This is a genomic window from Paenibacillus terrae, assembly GCF_000943545.1.
Classification (GTDB): Bacteria; Bacillota; Bacilli; order Paenibacillales; family Paenibacillaceae; genus Paenibacillus; species Paenibacillus terrae_A.
The window spans coordinates 24771-39792 of record NZ_JTHP01000059.1 but is presented as its reverse complement, the minus strand read 5'-3'; the positions used below and the strand labels follow the sequence as shown (position 1 = coordinate 39792).

Sequence of the window (15022 nt, the reverse complement as noted above, 5' to 3'; positions counted from 1 at the left end):
CCGCTGCTAGACACCAAACCGTACCAAATCGAAGTAATAGAATCCATCTTAAATAAGGCATAACACCCGGGGCTATTGGGTCCTGCGGCGGGTAGCTGCGCCCAAAAACGCTCAGAGAGGGGATTTTAATGGGTACACCCGTACCAAATCGAAAAAACGAGACGGCTTCTCGGGGTCAGAGCGACGTTAAAACGTACACCCTCAGCCCGGAAGAACTCGCGGAGATTGTCGGCAAGCCTATACCAAAATCTCATATAAAGCCGCTTTCCTTCCGCGCCAAAACACCGACCATCAAGGAGGAAAAACCTACTATGGCAAAAGCAACGAAAAACGATTATTTAAAGCTCCGGGCAGAAGCGTTATCCCGTCCGGATGCTGCTAAGAAATTAGGAATTACACCGAGCAGCCTAAACGCGTATTGGCTGCCGAAATGGGGCATTCGCTCCGTAGAGGCCGAAGAGGTGGAAATCGCTCGGTATAAGGAGTCTATCAAAGCCGAGCCGAAGGATGAGCCCAAACCTGCTGCCCCTGCTCAGGTTGCTGAGATTGTGGCGGACACACAGCCTGTCACTCAGCCGGAAGACGGACTCTATAAACCTGTGCTTACCAAGGCAGAGGATGAGGGGATCAAGTGGTTGCTGACCGAGTGGGATAAACAATCCCTATTGCACGAACACGCCGCTGCCCCTAATGGCTGGCAGATCGGCACGCAAGCGGAGGCATTGAACGGTATGTCTGTCTGGCTGCTGGCTCAGGCGCTTATCACAGGATACGAAGTGGAGCTGACCACGGAAGAAACCCTGCTGGCGATCTACCAAGATTCATACATCATCAAAAGTGAACATAACAACGGATGGCGTGCTGGTGTCCGTTGGGTCCTGAGTATTCTTGGGAAGGAAATTGAAGGTATAAACGCAGGCTCAGTAAGTGAAGAAGTTTAGCCCCCGAGGGCAGAGAGGAAGGATACACATGAAAATTCAAATCGAAGGAAGTTTATATCTGGAATCGGACGGCATGCAGTTTATTTTGAAGCAATACACCGGAAAGACCACACTTGTGAAGCTCACTGGGAAAGAGGCTGAACAGTACAAAACGCACGGATACTTTTCCACTGTCGAAGGAGCTTTAAAAAAGGTTGTGAAGATGAAGGTTATGGAGAGCACCGCTACAACAATCGGAGAGCTTTTAAAGGAGCTTGAAGGCATTCGCCAATACATTGAGTCCAAGGTAACCATTTGACGCTTGTATAAGGCGCGCATTAGGCCCCATAGGGGACAAGAAGGAGGGGCAGTACAGGTGCCCAAAAGAACCGGAGCGTTCCGCGATGAAGAATGTACGTGCGAATGCGGCAATAAACACGAGTTATACAGCGGTGTAGGGTACAGGACCCTTGTTTGCGAAGCCCATTCTAACGGAAGTGTAGGCGGAGGTTATTACATCCACACGGTGGCGTGCAATAAATGCGGCGAAACCAGTGAACTTGTACTTTAGATAGATCATTTAGGAGGCTTAGCCCTCCATAAGGGGGAGAGACACATTAACCGGATAGATGCGGTTTTAGCAATTGGCGATCTGCTGGATCAAAAGTGTTCCGGCTGCACGATACGTGATGATTTTAACCGGAAGTACGGCAGCGTCACATCCAAGCTGGACAAGCATTGCAAAATCAACTGTCCTGTAGGTCGTCAATTACAGGATTATGGAAAGCAGCTCGGCAGAAAGGGCGATGAACATGGAACGGATTATCTACGTCGCCGGGGTAAACCGGAAGCACCTTGCAGAGCAGGCCAGCGGTGTTCCGTATTGGCTATTGAGCGCGACCCTGCTGCGAAAGTACCCCAGTTGGCTTGAGCCATACATGCGGAATCGGACGGTGATATGGGACCCTGGGACGTTTACGGAGGACTGTATATCGTACCAAGGCTACAGGAGCTACATTGACCGTCACGCGAAGTCAAAACACATGTACATGCAGTATGACGAGATTGGCAACCCGGAAGCTACAGCATGGTATTTGCAGGATATGAGGCGGCGCGGATACAGTCCGGTTCCCATCTTGCAACCGGGCGGAGATACGGAGTTACTGCAAACGGAACAACTGGTATTCATCGGCGGGACCGTGCGAATGTCTGAGGAAGAACGCATTCGTTACCTTGATGGCTTGCTGTGCGGCCCTGTCAGTGCTCGGGTGCATCTATTGGGAATGATGCTGCCTAAATGGTTTGCCCCGTACAACGCTGCTGTGCAGGGAGATAACACAAGCTGGATACCACGTTCGGAGTGGAACCGTCGTAAGAGTGTGGCGGAGTGGATGCGGGAATACGGCAAGCAATGGATACCAGCCGAGCCAAGGCGTTCGGTGCAATTAACACTATTTTAGGGGCATCCCCTATACCAAAGGAGAGATAACAGTATGAAATTTGAACTGTACTCAACATATCTTTTTGACGAGGCTATACCGTTGATTTGTATTGGAATAGACAACGAAGAAGGACTGGCGGCTTTGGCCCCGTTTTATGCCGATGATGAGGACTGTTTGCCTGAACTACATTGCGAGGATGGGGTTATGGTATTCAATCTTGCACATAGCTACAAAACCCTGAAACCGCTGAATATGAACGCTAAAGTAACCAAAATTGTAGTCGAATAAGCCCCCCCCAAAGGAGAGATATACATGTCACTGACAAGGAAACAAATAATGGCTATGGAGCCGGGCCGTGAAATGGATGCGCACATAGGTAAACTAGTTTTAAATGCAACGCCAGAAATTAAGTGGTGGGTTGTCAATGAGGAAGAGACTGTTATTTTTGAGGACTTCAACTACAAGTCAGAAGCGGAAGAGTGGCTTGATGAGTTGGCAGCAATGCACGAGGATCACAGGATTAAAATTGTGCGCAAAGAATTGTTTTGCAGTTATTCGGGGTCAATGTCCGCAGCGTTGGAAGTAGAACAAGTGGCAATAGAAAAGTTCGGAGTTTCCTATGCCTACGCTTTGGCATCGGTTGTAGGCGGGACTGACATCAAAGACGCTGATGAACTTGATGATTTCGTAACTCGTTATTCTGGGAATCTGCTTGGTATGATACATGCTACTCCAGAACAACGATGCAAAGCGGCTCTATTGGCTGTACTGAATTTGTAGATGGTTGAGGCATAACAGCCTCTTACCCTATACCCCTATATACCTTATAAGCATCCACAAGGGGCAGTGATATGGGTTAAATTGACGGACATACCAGGGGAGAACAAATAATGACAAACCCACTGCAAGAGATCACCCAAATAGCACACCTTTTACCTCTACCTGTTTTGCAGGATATCAACCAGCGCATAGGCGACTGGCTGGCTATGGGTGGCAGGGATGATGATCCATATATAGAGCAACAGTTACGATTTGCAAAAAGATTCATAGGGGAGTAACCACCAATACAATACGCTCCTGCACTCTGACGGAGCGTTGGAAGGATGATAACAAGTATGGCAACTAAAATGAATTACAAAACAAGGATGGATATTACCAGCGACAACCACAAGTGTACTAATTGCGGTCACGTCGACCATACAGGCGGGGAGGCTACAATAACTCTTCCCTACTGTGGAGCATGCGGAAAAGTGGTGCTGGATATAACCCAAAAATTTTGTTGCTGGTGTGGAGTGGAGGTAGAGTCATGACACAAGTAAAGGATATGACAGACCAGCAGCTTAACATGCAACTTGAAATACTTTTGGGGGCTAAAGAAGACCGACACCGCAAAGGTAACGTCATAAAGGGTGCTTACTCTGTCAGCCCGAAAGATTACTGCACCGACCCTGCCGCCTCTCTGGAGGTACAGACAGCCGCGATAAAAGCAAATGGATTTAAATATTCCGCCAACTTAGCCAAACAGTTTGATTGGGAAGGTGAAATGGATTATGTAAACGACATGTTCCATTACGGATGTATTAGCAGGTTTTGTGATGCCACCCCCCGAGAAAGGGCAGAAGCTGCTTATATGACATTATCAAGTCAGGATTAAGCCTATACAGGGAGGGAACAGGATGGTAAAGCACGACATTGCATATGTACTTGTGAGTGTAATTACCGGGAAAGTTGAAATGGCTACGGGAAATGACTCAGAAGCGTGGGCTTTCTACCGGGATATGAGAGATATAAGGATTCTTGTTTTTGTGGATGGAAATCAGATTGCTTCTGCTGAACCTTTGAAAACGTCAATTTAGCCTATACAGGGTGTAGGTAACACGGTACCCGATCATATCGGGGAAGTAAACGGAATGATATAGGGATGAGTGAACCTCTTCCCCTATAATTGCGCTACACACGAATCTATAGGGGAAGAGGGATGCTGGAGTATACCAACGATTCCATTATATATGCTCTCTCCTAGTAAATAAATGTCGTGGAACTTGTTTGGAGACTTAAAAATACTGTACAAGGTGTAGGTAACATCTGCACCCACTAAGGGAGGTAAACGGAATGATCAAACGTAAGCATCGCTCAGGCGGACAAATTAAAGAGCAGCGCGGGCCTAAAGTTCCTGGTCCAGATGGATACGATGCGCCTTCTATTGGCCCGGACTTGCTGCTTAATAGCTTGCAGATACCTTTACCCAAAGAAACAGTCAAGGAGATTCGCAGATTGGACCGTGCTGGTGTACCTCGTTCGCGCATCGCGAAGATTACAGGATTATCGAAACTGCGAGTTGTCCACGAACTGGCTATGATGGGCGTGGTAAAGCCGGACCCTAGTAATAAATATGCTCATAAGAGCAAGCAAAAGGGGTGACCGTCAAATATGTGGTTTAAGATCCTGCTGGGCTCTATTATAGTAATCTCTTTCCTCGGAACAGTAGCAGAAGGGGACCGCAATAAAGAGTCTGCTCGCAACATGGCCTGCATCTGTGTTGCATCTATTATAGCGTTGTCGATACTCATTGTTTTCTACAAATAAAAATTGAGAGGGGAAATTTAAATGTCTATTCAAGTGAAAGCGAATTTTAATAAGCAAACCAAGGATTCTAAAAAGGAACTGGTTCAGTTCCACGTAAAGGGTGATGACGAGTTTAAGCCGGAACTGAACACGCTGACCCGTGAGGTAGTCGAACTTAGTATCGAAGGTGTTGAACAGAAGATCACAGCGGAGTTCAGCAAAAGCACGAAGGACTCTAAAAAGACGGTTCTGGAGTTCATCGTGAAGGGTGGAACATCCTCCAGCCAATCGTTTGAATTTTATAAAAAGGCTGGTTCAGATGTGGTCCTGAATATCGTGGCTTCTCAGATGACCATGGAGGAATTTCAGAAAGAGCAGAAAGAATATCGTGAAGGCGTTAAAGGGACCATTGCCCAGGACAGCACAGTGGACGTTAAGCGTGAAGATGATCCTAACCAGGCTGAATTGTCTTTGGATGAAGAAGAAGCTGCAGCCGCTGCAATCGCCGCCAGTGCTGCAGGTGGTGATAACCCGCCTACTGGAGATAACCCGGACGACGATTTACCTTTCTAAGCATTAGCGCTTATATACTCCCCGGCTTCGGTCGGGGGATTTACTTAACAGAAATACAGAGCATGAGGTGATTACAAGGTGGGTCAACAGAGTTTTCTTCCTGAAATAGATCGAAAAAGGACGCAGGCTGCTGTCGAGGCGGCTCTTGAGAAATATAGGATATATAAGTATCTCAGCATTGAAGAACGGGAGGCAAGCACAACAGCCGCCTATAGCGATATGCCGCGCAGTAGCCCGACCAATGTTACCAGCGATCAGACTGCCAACATTGCTATTCATAATGTAGATTCACAGGTGTATCGCGAGGAATATTGCAGGAGGGTAGAGCGAGCTGTGAAGCGTATGCCGAAGATGGAAAGCTTCCTCATCGAATCCCGGTATATGACAAAGGAACATGATTACATCACGGACCAGAGAGTGTACAGCTTCGTGTTTCAGCCGCCGATCAGCGAGCCGACATACAGCAAGATTAGGTGGAGAGCATTTTATAAGCTGGCATCCTCTCTAAATCTTATGACAGTTAAAAACAACATGAATGATTCAGAGGAAACATGACCATGCCTCTGGTCATAAGCATAATAGCGGGTGATGCATTTATGGCAAAAAAGAAATCGGAAAAGCACGTTAAATTAAATATCAATTTCATTCCGGTTGAAGGCGATGTTATCGAAATTATCGGAAAAGCATTGGAACCGAATATAAATTCTATATTGGCAAGGCATGGGGCAAGCCTTAAGATAGGGTTATTCGAAATTATAAGGAACCATGCAAAGGGGTAACGCGGTATGCAGAAAGCAAAAAGAAAAAAAAATAGCAACAAGAAAAAGACGCGGGCTTATGTCCGCGTCTCTACTTTACAAGTTTCGCAGAAGGATAGCCCTGAGCATCAAGAAGGTCTTATACGCGAAGAATCGGCTCGCGAAGGAGAGGAGATAGAACATGTCTATCGTGATCGTGGTACGGCTAGAAATATAACCGGGCGAGAAGATGTACAGCGAATGATCGAAGATGCTAAAAACGGGGAGTTTGATACAATATATTTTGCATCATTGTCCCGCTTTAGTCGTGACACGCTGGATGCTTTGTCGCTTAAACGTATTTTGGTAAATGCCCTCGGGATTCGACTGGTTTCCATCGAAGATATGTACGACTCAGCAAAAGAAGACAATGAGATGATTTTTGGAATTATTTCTAGCGTCAATCAGAAACAATCCGAAAACACGAGTATTTCAGTTAAACGGGGAAAGCGGCAAGCGGCAAAAAAAGGTGACTTTATAGGTGCTTTTGCTCCCTACGGATACAAAAAAGTGAAGATTGATGGAAGAAAAACTTTGGAAATCATCCCTGAACAAGCTAAAGTGGTACGTATAATTTATGATCTGTATGTGAATAAGGGAATGGGCGAGAAAGCGACCGTTACATTCCTTAACGAAGAAACTGACCTGAGAAGCCCCAAAGGTGGAGTTTGGGGGATTACTACCGTTCAGAGAATTCTCCAAAATGAACATTATACAGGGTGTGTGGTATTTTCTAAATTTGAGACGGTTGATGTTTATGAAGACCTTGACAATTTGCAAAATCGCCATAAGAAGATGAAGTTACGTGATGAAGTTGAGTGGGAGAGAACGGACTTTGAAGCTCATCCAGTTATAATCCCTAGGGAACTGTTTGATCAGGCTCAGAGTATTAGAGAAATTCGTGGAGGAGGGAAAAGAGGAGGGCGAAAAACATTTGTGAATGCTTTTGCTAAATTGACCTTCTGTAAGCACTGTGGAGGCGCTATGGTAACAATGAGCAGTACAAGCACATCAAATGGTAAACGGTACACTTATTTATTGTGCAGCAAGCGGCGTAGGCAAGGGGAAAAGGGATGTACGAATAAAACATGGATTCCATATAAGGGTTTTAGGGATGCGGTTATAGAGGCCATTAAAGAACGGCTCAATAGAGCTGTTGAACTTGTAGGCGTTGAAAGATCTATACACGATAATACAGTTTTTACGGCAAATACTTACTCCGAAGAAATACAAAGTATTGAAAAGATAGTGACTGCGAATCGAAAACTTCTTTTCGAGGTCAGAAGACAGCATATGCTTGGTAACGTAACAGACGAACAGTATGAGTTCGAACGCGAAATGTACGAAGATGAAATAGCAGCATCCACGAAAAAAATATCTGCTCTTAGTAAGAAGGAATCAGCTCATAAAAATCAAGAGAAGCTTAAACGGGAGGTTTCCCAAGCGCTCCACCAGTTAACAGCCATTGACGATTATGACAGTGTCGAGCAAACCAGAAACACGCTCGTTAGGTTGATTGAGCGTATAGATGTTACTGAGGACGGGGATGTAGATATTTATTCGGTACTGGGAAAGGTCTGATTTTTTTTGCGTGCTTGAAAACACGTAACAAACGTAATGCAGAAACTGAACGTAAAAGGTCGTTCACAGGCGGTCGTGGAATTAATCAGGCTTGGCGAATTAAAAATCTGACCTCTTGTTCCTTGCGGGGTGCAAAGTCTTCTCGATGATCCTTCAAAAGTGAAGGCTGGTCGGGAAGGCTTTTGTTTTTTTAAAAATGCATAAAATATATTTTATTTCTAAAAAAATACAATTCTTGGGCAAACATAGCTGCGACAAGATTAGCGGCAATAACGTAACAGCATAGGATGGCAATAAAATAGCACTTCCTACAATTATGATGTGATGGATCGTCGTGCTTCCGTTGCTAATGCCAAAGGTGAGGCGAAATATAACCAAAAGTGAAGAGAATTTAACGAACTGGGACAGGTTATTAAAATAACTGATGAGAAAAATCAGGTAAGTAAACAAGTAGTATGACTAATTGGAAATCGAACTAAGCTGAGGGAGCCATTTGGCAGCGAAATCTCTTATACCTTTGATGACCTTAATCGGTTAACGTCAGCGGGAACAGAGTCTTCATCACCAGATGCCAAATATACGTATTACAAAAATGGTCTACTGGATCAAACGGTTTCATTAAGCGGTTTGAACCGTTTGAACCACCGATTCTTAGTGCTGAGATTGGAAACTTCGTTAAGTAAATTGGAGTGAAAAAGCTTTAAATGGCTGTGACATATGTTAAATATAGATAAAAAAAGGGCGAGGATTGTAAAATAGGAGACTTTATTGTCAATGTGTTTACTTCGAATATGATAAAATAAGAACGTATGATTCCGTAAGCGTTAGTTGGGGAGGAGTGGGAGTTGAGAAATTGGACAATCGTACAGATATCTTAATATACCAGACAGAAGATGGGAATACCAAAATAGACGTGAAACTGGAGAACGGCAACGTTTGGATGACTCAGAAGGCAATTGCAGAGTTATATCAGACTACGTCTCAAAACATTACGCTTCACATTAAACACATCTATGGAGAAAATGAACTAGCTTTTGATGCAACTTGTAAGGAATACTTACAAGTTCAAATTGAAGGTTCAAGAGAAATAAAACGCAAGGTCAAGCATTACAATCTTGAAATGATTATTGCTGTCGGGTATCGTGTCCGCTCGCACAGAGGCACGCAGTTCAGGAGGTGGGCAACCGAGCGGCTTAATGAGTACCTTGTCAAAGGCTTTACAATGGACGATGAGCGTTTGAAAGATATGCGTCACTTTGGACAAGACTACTTCGATGAATTGCTCCAGCGTATTCGCGACATCCGTGCATCGGAGAAAAGGTTCTATCGCAAGATTACGGATATCTACGCCTTATCGGTTGATTATGACCCCCATTCCAGTGTGTCCAAAGAGTTTTTCGCTACTGTACAAAACAAACTTCATTTTGCCGTCCATGGTCATACCGCGGCAGAGCTGATTGCCGAGCGAGCAAGCGCTGATAAAGGCAATATGGGATTAACGAGCTGGAAAGGCGATAAAGTAAGGAAGAGCGATATAACCGTAGCCAAGAACTATTTGACCGATAAAGAAATACAAACGTTGAATCGCATCGTAACGATGTATCTGGACTATGCGGAAGATCAGGCGGAACGTCAATCCCCGATGTATATGAAGGACTGGACCCAGAAGCTGGACTCATTCCTGAAATTCAATGAGCGAGATATTCTGATAAATGCAGGAAGTATTTCGCAAGAGATTGCAGAGAAGTTGGCGACAGCAGAGTACGACAAATACAATCGACAAAGATTGGTTATGGACACAAGTGATGATTTTGATGAATTTATCAAACAAAATCAATTGGATAAAAAGTAGTGCCCTTTTACCTTAACAACAAACTTGGTGTGTTTCAAACCCCATCGCGAATGTAATGCAGAAACTGAACGTAAAAGGTCGTTCACAGACGGTCGTGGAATTAATCAGGCTTGGCGAATTAAAAATCTGACCTCTTGTTCTTTGCGGGGTGCAAAGTCTTCTCGATGATCCTTCAAAAGTGAAGGCTGGTCGAGAAGGCTTTTGTTTTGTAGGATGACCTTGCCAAGTGAGTCAACTTAAAAACAAGCGATTGTCGCAGAAAAAGACATTCGCTTGTTTTGATCATTTGTAGTTTAAAAATCATAATCCAGAAGCTGTTCCTGACAGCTAGCTATTCTTGATAACTCCGATTTGGGATAGCCAAGTCGTTTTGTTTTTGCGCTGCACATCCAGCAGGAACAATGAATTTTCCCTTTGGAGAATACACCGTCGAATTTGACGACCCATCCCCGGTGTGCTGAAAGTCGTTTCTTACGCTGAATAACCCGCTTTCTGTGATGTCTAAAATAGGCTTGATTACGTTTTTTTCGGTTAGGCTTCATTACCATCACGCTCCCTTGGGCAAAGGCTCAGCCCGCAGGAGAAACCAAGGGTATAATCAATACTTCTACGGGCTGAGCGTGATGGTAATCTGATTTATATGATTAGGCATGAGTCACCTGCTTGGAGTTATTTTAAAGGTGAAAGTGGGAAGTGGATCCCAGAAAAAAATTATTCAACGACTTGTACATCGGTTCGACTGGTATGAAAGACATACAACTCACGTGTATGGTACAGCTTTTTATACTCTTAGTCCATTAATATCACAGTGATAGCTGCAATGAGGATTCAGTGAAAACCGTTCACGGCTATTCGTTTTAATAATTTAGTAAAAAGATATGATCTGTTTTTTTAATTACTGAGTGCGTGCTTCAAAATGTATTTCCAATGTAATGCAGAAACTGAACCAAAAAGATTAATCATAGATGTTTGGGGAATAACCAGGTAAAGGAGGCCACATGGTGAATCCTCACGATCTTATCCCTAAACATAAGTCGGATTTTGATAGCATTAATCAATTGAAATTGTGCAGTAAGGCAGAAATTCGACCCATCATTCCTGAGCTTTTTACCTGGTTACAAGACAGTAATTGGCCCATTTCAGCGGAAGTAAGAAATATTTTGTTCCAGTTCGATATGGAGCTAATTCCAGTCATCCGGCAAATATTAAATTCAAACGATAGTTCGTGGAAGTATTTCGTGCTTATACATTTTTGTAAGCAGCTTCCCAATGCTTTACTTGGAAAGCTAACATACGAACTAAATAGGCTCAGCACTAATCCGAGTGAAAACGATAAATTGGAAGAGGTCGATCAGATTGCGCAGGAGATGCTAAGAACATTTTACAGATAAAAATATTTTTATGTGTTTTCAAATACCTGATTAATTACGTTACCAAAAATCCTTGGGCGCTTATACACTCAAGGATTTTTGGTGTTTCTATTTTATAAGTTTAATGAGTTGAATTTGAGATTTTTTGGGCAGAGAATCGGAGTGTTCATATACACTGATCAAATAACTGACAACATCATTTTCATTACTCAAACCTAACTCTGTTTTTATAGATTGTAATTTTTCTTTTATATCTTCATACACCATAACACTTTTTCTTTCCAAAATGGATTCGCCTCCCTAAGAGAAAATATATCACACGAATGAATTCAAAAAACGAAAATGGTCTTTGGAAATTATTTTTACTCTATAAAATGAAAAGCCAGTATCTCCGGTACGCTCAACTCCCTAATGAAGAATTCATCAAAATGTATGTTGCGAACCTGGTGGTACATATGAAAAGGCTATTGAGTATAAGCGGGAGCACTTACTCTGGCAAGGTGACGAAAAAAACGATTAAACCGCTGAAACATGTAGGAATTTGTACAAAAGTGTTGTAATATATAAGGAAGGAAGAAACTACCATTAGATCATTCGCCAACTCACATGAATGGTTTAATGTAGAAGACTGTACCACAAAGTGATAAAAAGATAAAAATGCATTTTGTGATAGTCTAAGGAGGCGAGTATAGATTCCTGCGAAATCAGTGCTCAGGATATAGACAAAATGGAAGACGGCTCGGGTTTTGAGTTATACTTGTATTAAAAGGATCACAAGGCAGAAAAGCTCGTTGCTTCAGGTAGCAGTAAGTAGCTTTTGCTTAGGTCTACCTGTGGTATATTCTTGATCGGAGGTGAACGGGGAGACATATGACACAAAACGAACATTTGATGACCTATACGCTGAACAGCGGTATAAAGGGAACAGTCGACCTATCCAGTAAGCAGGTTCAGGAATGGATAAAAGCATATCGAATTGGCAGCAAGTTTGTAACGGTAGTTGGTAAACAGTATTTTGGTTTGAATCCTGAATTGGTAGCAGATTTTAAGGTACATAATGAATACTCGGAGCAGCGGGATCATATATCCATGATACAGCCTGCGGTGGTAAGTAAAGCTGTAGACGTAGACCCGTTGGCAGAGGCGTACAGTCAGTATAAAACGTTGATTCAGGTAGAGTGCAAATGCGGAGCTTCCTATATAGAAGAGTCGCCGCATAAGAGGACCAAGTGGTCATGCAAGGAATGCAATAACATTGTGTTCCTGGATCGCAAAAAGGGTATGGTGGATACGGAAAAAGGCAAGGCGTGGTATATGACCAACAAATACTATGTGGAAAGACAAAGCAACTGACCTAGGTCAGTTGCTTTTATTCTATATGTGCATTCCCTGAGCTTTATAAATCAGCTATAACCTTTTGCCAAATAATAAAATTGATGTTTTTTGCGCTTTGTAGTACATTATCAAGTGTATTATAAGGAGGCTTCTCATGTACGGACATAGACAAGATGATACTTTATACATCATGACTTACACATTAAATAGCGGTATCAAGGGCACAGTGCCTTTGTCTAATCAACAGATACAGGAATGGCTTGAGTGTTACAGAATCGGCAAGAAATTTGTAACCGAGATTGGCAAAGAGTACTTTGGGCTACATGCGGAACTGGTGGCTGATTTTAAAGTTCATAATCAGTATTCAAGCTATCAGGAAGTCATTATCCCGGTTCAACAGCCGGATACAGGCTTGAAAGAGCTGTCCCAGGCTTACAAATCAACAGAAACCTTGATCAAAGTAGATTGCAAATGCGGTACTTCGTATGTAACGGAATCTCCCTTTAAGCGGACCAAGTGGTACTGCACTAAATGCCGGGAAATTGTTTTTCTCGACAACAAAAAGGGAATGGTCGACACTTCCAGAGGCAAGGCTCATTTTATGACCAATAAGTATTTTGTGGAGCGGGAAACAACTGGCGTATAAGCCGGTTGTTTTTTTGTGTATTATTGAATCATACTCGATAAAATGATAACGATAGTCAGGTGGTGAACGTCATCCGGGAAAATTATACGAACGGCGCAAGGAATCGCATGAGGACGAATAATGTGTACATAAACGAAACGCTTCATCTGGAACAAATTATAAGTGACCTGCGGGTGATGGGCTATGTGGCCTTTCATCATCATCCGCAAATTACAGGTGAGCTTGAAGAGCTGGAAGAAATGAAAAAGCAACTATTGTCGTTTTTTCAACAGCATCATGTATTGTGGATTGAGCTTGACCCGCTAACGCAATATGCGGTGGTGAACAACATGGGGAAGGCCACGGTGCTAAAACTTATAGGTCGGAAAATGAACCCGCTGCGTGATCTGAGAGCGAACGCTGCTTTGGCCGGGCAACCGCTTCATGAGTTGGATCGGGAAATAGAGCGGTTGAATCGGCTGGTTCACCTGTTGCGCTACACCCGTTTTTCTTAAGCGACAGCAGCCATGTAAAAAAGCATTCACGAAGCATGGTTGATCACATGCCGTGAATGCTTTTTTTGGTATCAGCTTACACAGATTTCAAAAACTCCACAATGGTCAGCAGGCCCTTATCGAAATTTTCCAAATTAAAATGCTCGTTCGGCGCATGCAAGTTCTCATCCGGCAAGCCGAAGCCCATCAGTACGACTGGAGCGGTTAGCACACGCGAGAAGGTTTCCACGATTGGGATGGAGCCGCCGTCCTTGGTAAACAGGGCGCGTACACCATATACCTTTTCAAAAGCATCCGCCGCTGCTTGCAGAAATGCGTGTGACGGGTCGATGTTAAACGCGTTTGCTTTTTCACCCTGCTGGATGTTCAACGTGGCACCTGTCGGAACATGGGCGCGCAGATGGCGCTCGATTTTGTCCAGAATGTCCTGTGGATTCTGGTTGGCAACCAGGCGGCACGTAATTTTGGCGTGAGCTTCCTTCGGAATGACCGTCTTCGTGCCTTCGCCCTGGAAGCCGCCATACACGCCGTTCAGCTCCAGCGTTGGACGTGCCCCGACACGCTCGACGAAGCTGAATCCTTCTTCGCCGTAGAGGGAATCAAGCGCAAGATCCTTTTGCAGCTTGCTCTCATTAAAATCTTGCTTCACGAACTCTGCTCTCATCTCAGCCGATAGCGGCGCGACATCGTCGTAGAAGCCGTCGATGCTGACGCGTCCCTTGTCGTCATGCAGCGTTGCCAGCAAGGACACTAGGGCATGCAGCGCGTTCGGCACACCGCCGCCAAAGGAGCCGGAATGCAGATCCGTATTGGCGGTGTGGATTGCAACTTCCAGTGAGCACAATCCGCGCAGACCTGTGCAAATGGCAGGCTTGCCTTTTTCGATCAGGGAGGTGTCGGATACCAGTACAGCGTCGGCAGCCAGTCGGTCTGCACCTGTTTGCAAAAATTCAAGCAGGCTCGGGCTGGACACTTCTTCCTCGCCTTCGATGCAAAATTTGATGTTCAGCGGCAGCTTGCCTTCCTGCTTCAAAATGGCTTCGACCGCCTTAATGTGCAAGAATACCTGACCCTTATCATCTGTAGCTCCGCGCGCATACAGCTTTCCGTCGCGGATCGACGGCTCGAACGGTGGAGTTTCCCACAGATGAAGCGGGTCGACCGGCTGTACATCATAGTGACCGTACACAAGGATCGTCGGTTTGCCGGGTGCATGCAGATAATCCGCGTACACCAGCGGATGGCCTTTAGTCGGAATAATTTCAACGTTTTCCAATCCGGCAGACGTCAGTTTGGCGGCAAGCCAATCGGCTGCTTTGTTAATGTCTCCTTTATGCTCGGATAATGCGGAAATACTCGGAATGGACAACCATTCCTTCAGCTCATCAAGCTGCTGCTCTCTGACCTTTTCGAAATATGCGGAAAAACTCATGATTTATGTATCCTC

Annotated in this window: 22 protein-coding genes and 2 pseudogenes; 21 read left to right on the top strand and 3 right to left on the bottom strand. The window is 44.4% G+C overall.

The annotated features are described in order from the left end of the window. Positions 1-128 precede the first annotated feature (128 nt). The 17 genes and pseudogenes from QD47_RS23065 to QD47_RS34260 form a co-directional block, all read left to right on the top strand. Positions 129-941 (top strand): hypothetical protein, encoded by an 813-nt coding sequence (locus QD47_RS23065; protein WP_044648329.1) that lies wholly within the window; start codon positions 129-131, stop codon positions 939-941. 28 nt (positions 942-969) lie between these two features. Continuing rightward, positions 970-1239, top strand: coding sequence for a hypothetical protein (locus QD47_RS23060; RefSeq protein ID WP_044648328.1), 270 nt, complete (start codon positions 970-972; stop codon positions 1237-1239). A 252-nt stretch (positions 1240-1491) separates the two neighbouring features. Beyond that, entirely contained in the window at positions 1492-1851 is a 360-nt protein-coding gene (locus QD47_RS34265) for a zinc-finger domain-containing protein (RefSeq protein WP_152643856.1), read from the top strand. Continuing rightward, entirely contained in the window at positions 1733-2380 is a 648-nt protein-coding gene (locus QD47_RS23055; protein WP_044648327.1) for a hypothetical protein, read from the top strand. The genes QD47_RS34265 and QD47_RS23055 overlap by 119 nt, the downstream gene beginning before the upstream one ends. A gap of 33 nt (positions 2381-2413) precedes the next feature. After that, the gene (locus QD47_RS23050) at positions 2414-2650 is read left to right on the top strand and encodes a hypothetical protein (protein WP_044648326.1); all 237 of its coding nucleotides are present in this window, start codon (positions 2414-2416) and stop codon (positions 2648-2650) included. Positions 2651-2674: 24 nt separating this feature from the next. Then, positions 2675-3142 (top strand): hypothetical protein, encoded by a 468-nt coding sequence (locus QD47_RS23045; RefSeq protein WP_044648325.1) that lies wholly within the window; start codon positions 2675-2677, stop codon positions 3140-3142. Between the two features lie 110 nt (positions 3143-3252). Beyond that, entirely contained in the window at positions 3253-3420 is a 168-nt protein-coding gene (locus QD47_RS32630) for a DUF6877 family protein (RefSeq protein ID WP_200893500.1), read from the top strand. 248 nt (positions 3421-3668) lie between these two features. Continuing rightward, positions 3669-4016 carry a hypothetical protein gene (locus QD47_RS23035; protein ID WP_044648323.1) on the top strand — a complete coding sequence of 116 codons (348 nt, stop codon included), beginning with the start codon at positions 3669-3671 and terminating at the stop codon, positions 4014-4016. 22 nt (positions 4017-4038) lie between these two features. Further along, the gene (locus QD47_RS23030) at positions 4039-4218 is read left to right on the top strand and encodes a hypothetical protein (protein ID WP_044648322.1); all 180 of its coding nucleotides are present in this window, start codon (positions 4039-4041) and stop codon (positions 4216-4218) included. A gap of 256 nt (positions 4219-4474) precedes the next feature. Then, a complete protein-coding gene (locus tag QD47_RS23025; protein ID WP_044648321.1) occupies positions 4475-4783 on the top strand; it encodes a hypothetical protein in 309 nt (102 codons plus the stop codon). 186 nt (positions 4784-4969) lie between these two features. After that, positions 4970-5500, top strand: coding sequence for a hypothetical protein (locus QD47_RS30195; protein ID WP_052646887.1), 531 nt, complete (start codon positions 4970-4972; stop codon positions 5498-5500). 78 nt (positions 5501-5578) lie between these two features. Next, positions 5579-6055, top strand: a complete 477-nt coding sequence (locus tag QD47_RS23015) for an ArpU family phage packaging/lysis transcriptional regulator (RefSeq protein WP_044648320.1) — start codon at positions 5579-5581, stop codon at positions 6053-6055. Positions 6056-6057: 2 nt separating this feature from the next. Beyond that, positions 6058-6279, top strand: coding sequence for a hypothetical protein (locus QD47_RS23010; protein WP_044648319.1), 222 nt, complete (start codon positions 6058-6060; stop codon positions 6277-6279). 6 nt (positions 6280-6285) lie between these two features. Continuing rightward, positions 6286-7878 carry a recombinase family protein gene (locus tag QD47_RS23005; RefSeq protein WP_044648318.1) on the top strand — a complete coding sequence of 531 codons (1593 nt, stop codon included), beginning with the start codon at positions 6286-6288 and terminating at the stop codon, positions 7876-7878. 21 nt (positions 7879-7899) lie between these two features. Then, a pseudogene (locus QD47_RS31090) lies at positions 7900-7989 on the top strand (helix-turn-helix domain-containing protein); the annotation flags it as partial. Between the two features lie 742 nt (positions 7990-8731). Next, positions 8732-9730, top strand: a complete 999-nt coding sequence (locus QD47_RS23000) for a virulence RhuM family protein (RefSeq protein ID WP_044648317.1) — start codon at positions 8732-8734, stop codon at positions 9728-9730. Positions 9731-9761: 31 nt separating this feature from the next. Further along, positions 9762-9860 (top strand): annotated as a pseudogene (locus QD47_RS34260) (helix-turn-helix domain-containing protein); the annotation flags it as partial. A gap of 163 nt (positions 9861-10023) precedes the next feature. On the opposite strand, the gene QD47_RS31805 reads toward QD47_RS34260, so the two are convergent. Next, positions 10024-10272 (bottom strand): hypothetical protein, encoded by a 249-nt coding sequence (locus QD47_RS31805; protein ID WP_152643855.1) that lies wholly within the window; start codon positions 10270-10272, stop codon positions 10024-10026. 456 nt (positions 10273-10728) lie between these two features. On the opposite strand from QD47_RS31805, the gene QD47_RS22995 reads away from it, so the two are divergent. Beyond that, positions 10729-11121, top strand: coding sequence for a DUF5071 domain-containing protein (locus QD47_RS22995; RefSeq protein WP_044648316.1), 393 nt, complete (start codon positions 10729-10731; stop codon positions 11119-11121). 87 nt (positions 11122-11208) lie between these two features. Here the strand turns inward: QD47_RS22995 and QD47_RS32220 are convergent, their stop codons facing one another. Next, positions 11209-11385 (bottom strand): hypothetical protein, encoded by a 177-nt coding sequence (locus QD47_RS32220; protein ID WP_161797194.1) that lies wholly within the window; start codon positions 11383-11385, stop codon positions 11209-11211. Between the two features lie 585 nt (positions 11386-11970). On the opposite strand from QD47_RS32220, the gene QD47_RS22985 reads away from it, so the two are divergent. From QD47_RS22985 to QD47_RS22975, 3 genes are all read left to right on the top strand, one after another. Further along, complete coding sequence (locus tag QD47_RS22985) at positions 11971-12453, top strand: hypothetical protein (RefSeq protein WP_044648314.1); 483 nt, start codon at positions 11971-11973, stop codon at positions 12451-12453. A 136-nt stretch (positions 12454-12589) separates the two neighbouring features. Then, entirely contained in the window at positions 12590-13081 is a 492-nt protein-coding gene (locus QD47_RS22980) for a hypothetical protein (protein WP_025686288.1), read from the top strand. Between the two features lie 107 nt (positions 13082-13188). Further along, positions 13189-13575 (top strand): hypothetical protein, encoded by a 387-nt coding sequence (locus QD47_RS22975; RefSeq protein WP_200893498.1) that lies wholly within the window; start codon positions 13189-13191, stop codon positions 13573-13575. A 76-nt stretch (positions 13576-13651) separates the two neighbouring features. Here QD47_RS22975 and QD47_RS22970 read toward each other — a convergent pair whose 3' ends face one another. After that, positions 13652-15007 (bottom strand): dipeptidase, encoded by a 1356-nt coding sequence (locus tag QD47_RS22970; protein ID WP_044648313.1) that lies wholly within the window; start codon positions 15005-15007, stop codon positions 13652-13654. Positions 15008-15022: the final 15 nt, after the last annotated feature.

Coding starts and splice junctions, on each gene's coding strand:
- QD47_RS23065 (WP_044648329.1), top strand. CDS start 129: ATGGGTACACCCGTACCAAATCGAAAAAACGAGACGGCTTCTCGGGGT.
- QD47_RS23060 (WP_044648328.1), top strand. CDS start 970: ATGAAAATTCAAATCGAAGGAAGTTTATATCTGGAATCGGACGGCATG.
- QD47_RS23055 (WP_044648327.1), top strand. CDS start 1,733: ATGGAACGGATTATCTACGTCGCCGGGGTAAACCGGAAGCACCTTGCA.
- QD47_RS23050 (WP_044648326.1), top strand. CDS start 2,414: ATGAAATTTGAACTGTACTCAACATATCTTTTTGACGAGGCTATACCG.
- QD47_RS23045 (WP_044648325.1), top strand. CDS start 2,675: ATGTCACTGACAAGGAAACAAATAATGGCTATGGAGCCGGGCCGTGAA.
- QD47_RS32630 (WP_200893500.1), top strand. CDS start 3,253: ATGACAAACCCACTGCAAGAGATCACCCAAATAGCACACCTTTTACCT.
- QD47_RS23035 (WP_044648323.1), top strand. CDS start 3,669: ATGACACAAGTAAAGGATATGACAGACCAGCAGCTTAACATGCAACTT.
- QD47_RS23030 (WP_044648322.1), top strand. CDS start 4,039: ATGGTAAAGCACGACATTGCATATGTACTTGTGAGTGTAATTACCGGG.
- QD47_RS23025 (WP_044648321.1), top strand. CDS start 4,475: ATGATCAAACGTAAGCATCGCTCAGGCGGACAAATTAAAGAGCAGCGC.
- QD47_RS30195 (WP_052646887.1), top strand. CDS start 4,970: ATGTCTATTCAAGTGAAAGCGAATTTTAATAAGCAAACCAAGGATTCT.
- QD47_RS23010 (WP_044648319.1), top strand. CDS start 6,058: ATGCCTCTGGTCATAAGCATAATAGCGGGTGATGCATTTATGGCAAAA.
- QD47_RS23005 (WP_044648318.1), top strand. CDS start 6,286: ATGCAGAAAGCAAAAAGAAAAAAAAATAGCAACAAGAAAAAGACGCGG.
- QD47_RS31805 (WP_152643855.1), bottom strand. CDS start 10,272: ATGAAGCCTAACCGAAAAAAACGTAATCAAGCCTATTTTAGACATCAC.
- QD47_RS22995 (WP_044648316.1), top strand. CDS start 10,729: ATGGTGAATCCTCACGATCTTATCCCTAAACATAAGTCGGATTTTGAT.
- QD47_RS22985 (WP_044648314.1), top strand. CDS start 11,971: ATGACACAAAACGAACATTTGATGACCTATACGCTGAACAGCGGTATA.
- QD47_RS22980 (WP_025686288.1), top strand. CDS start 12,590: ATGTACGGACATAGACAAGATGATACTTTATACATCATGACTTACACA.
- QD47_RS22975 (WP_200893498.1), top strand. CDS start 13,189: ATGAGGACGAATAATGTGTACATAAACGAAACGCTTCATCTGGAACAA.
- QD47_RS22970 (WP_044648313.1), bottom strand. CDS start 15,007: ATGAGTTTTTCCGCATATTTCGAAAAGGTCAGAGAGCAGCAGCTTGAT.